This window comes from Methylobacterium sp. EM32 (assembly GCF_040593685.1).
GTDB lineage: Bacteria > Pseudomonadota > Alphaproteobacteria > Rhizobiales > Beijerinckiaceae > Methylobacterium.
On record NZ_JBEXZS010000241.1, the window covers coordinates 1 to 1,577 of the forward strand.

Consider the following 1,577-nt stretch of genomic DNA (forward strand, 5'->3'; position numbering starts at 1 on the left):
GCTAGCAGCCTGTCGGGTTGGGGCTTGATTTCACGGCTGGCGCAGGAGCGCGCGTGTCGAGGTGGGGCGGCGGGTCAGCCTGGTCCGAGTTCCGGTTGATGAGCAGCCAGGCTGGTCATCAAAAGGATTTCTATCGGTCACGGAAGGAGTTAGCTTTTCGGTATGGCCAACTTCCTCCCGTTCGATCGCGACCAGCCGTTCCTGCTGCCGCCGGATCTCAAAGCCTGGATCCCCGGCGACGATCTCGCTCACGTCGTGATCGCCGCCGTCGAGCGGGTGCCCCTGCACAGCTTTGTCATCCCCCGCCGCACCGGTGGCAAGCCGCAGTACAATCCCCGCCTGATGTTGGCGCTGCTGATCTATTGCTACGCCAACGGCCTGTTCTCGTCCCGTCGCATCGAGCGCGCCACCTACCGCGACATCGCGGTCCGCTTCATTGCCGCCAACCAGCATCCTGACCACGACACGATCGCCACCTTCCGCCGGACCAACGCACAGGCCTTCGAGGCGGCGTTCCTGCAGGTGCTGCTGCTGGCTCGCGAGACCGGGCTGCTGCGCCTGGGCACGGTGTCGATCGACGGCACCAAGATCGACGCCAACGCCTCCAAGATCCGCTCCGTGCGCTACGACCGGGCGGTCGCGTTGCGCGAGCGGCTCGCCGCCGACATCGCGGCGCTCACCGCGCAGGCCGAAGCGGCCGATGCCGAGCCCGATCCCCAGGCCCTCCCTGGCGAACTGGCCCGACGCGACGTGCTCAAGGCCAAGCTCGACGAGGCCTGCGCCCGCCTCGAAGCTCAGGCGCAAGCCGAGGCTGACGCGGCCCGCCCAGCCTACGAGGAGAAGAAGGCCGCCCATGCCGCCCGCAAGGGCCGGCGCGGCCCACCGCCGTCGCCCCCCGACCCGACCCCGCCAGCCGACCGTCAAAGCAACCTCACCGATCCCGACTCGGCGCTGATGCGCCGCTCCAGGACGGCCGAGTACCGGCAGGCCTACAACGCCCAGGCGGTGGTGTGCGCCGAGGGCTCCCAGCTCATCCTGGCCACCGGCCTGAGCGCCAGCGCCTCGGACGCGCCGAGCCTGGCCCCGACCATCCTGGCGATGGAGCCCACGCTCGGCCTGCCCGCCGCCGTGCTGGCCGATTGCGGCTTTGGCAGCCGCGAGGGCGTGGAACAATTGCAGGCCCGCGGCATCGACCCCTTGGTGGCGATCGGGCGCACCCAGCCGCACCGCCCCTACGACTTCCGGCCACCGCCGGCCGTCAAACCCGAGCGGCAGATCAAGGAGCCCTGGCGTCTGGACATGAAGGCCAAGCTGGAGACACCCGATGGTCAGGCTCTCTACAAGCGCCGCAAGCAGACCGTGGAACCCGTCTTCGGCATCATCAAGAGCGCCATGGGCTTCCTGCGCTTCCACCTGCGCGGCCTCGGCCCCGTCGCCGGTGAATGGACCATCGTCGCCCTCGCCTACAACTGCCGGCGCGTCCACCGCTTGTGCCACGCCTGAGACCTTACGGCCCGCCCCACCCCCACAAACGACACGCCCGTCACAGCAAAATACCAATCCGACAGGCTGCTAGG

General features: G+C 69.1%; 1 protein-coding gene. It reads left to right on the forward strand.

The window, feature by feature from the left end:
* The first annotated feature begins 162 nt into the window (after positions 1-162).
* The gene (locus ABZT49_RS30440) at positions 163-1,503 is read left to right on the forward strand and encodes an IS1182 family transposase (RefSeq protein ID WP_355291821.1); all 1,341 of its coding nucleotides are present in this window, start codon (positions 163-165) and stop codon (positions 1,501-1,503) included.
* The last annotated feature ends 74 nt before the right edge of the window (positions 1,504-1,577 follow it).

Bases quoted from the DNA above. Each gene is read 5' to 3' on its own strand.
- ABZT49_RS30440 (WP_355291821.1), top strand. From the start codon at position 163: ATGGCCAACTTCCTCCCGTTCGATCGCGACCAGCCGTTCCTGCTGCCG.